The organism is Luteolibacter pohnpeiensis (assembly GCF_016595435.1).
In the GTDB taxonomy this organism is placed as follows: domain Bacteria; phylum Verrucomicrobiota; class Verrucomicrobiia; order Verrucomicrobiales; family Akkermansiaceae; genus Luteolibacter; species Luteolibacter pohnpeiensis.
Genome location: NZ_JAENIJ010000225.1, coordinates 1 through 361, shown reverse-complemented (window position 1 = coordinate 361; position 361 = coordinate 1). Strand labels below are relative to the sequence as shown.

1 protein-coding gene is annotated in these 361 nt (G+C 62.3%); it reads right to left on the bottom strand.

The genetic code is table 11. The annotated features are described in order from the left end of the window. Positions 1–361 (bottom strand): DDE-type integrase/transposase/recombinase (locus tag JIN85_RS21050; RefSeq protein ID WP_200274551.1); only part of this gene is annotated, 361 nt, incomplete at both ends.

Genomic DNA, 361 nt, shown 5'->3' with positions numbered 1-361 from the left:
CGCCACAGCCGTTCGATGAACACGTTGTCCATCCATCGCCCGCGGCCATCCATGCTGATTTGCACACCGAGTTCCGTCAGCCGACCGGTCCATTCGGCAGAGGTGAACTGGCAGCCCTGGTCGGTGTTGAAGATCTCCGGAACCGTGTCGGTGGAACCTAAAGCCATTTCCAAAGCCTCCAGGCAAAGGCCGGTGCCCATGGTGTTGGAGACCGCCCAGCCGAGCACCTTGCGCGAGTGCCAGTCCATCACGGCGCACAGATAGGAGTGGCCGCGTGGCATCGGCACATACGTGATGTCGGCGCACCAGACCTGGTCGGGCCGGTCGATGACCCGCTTGCGCAGCAGGTAAGGATACTTGC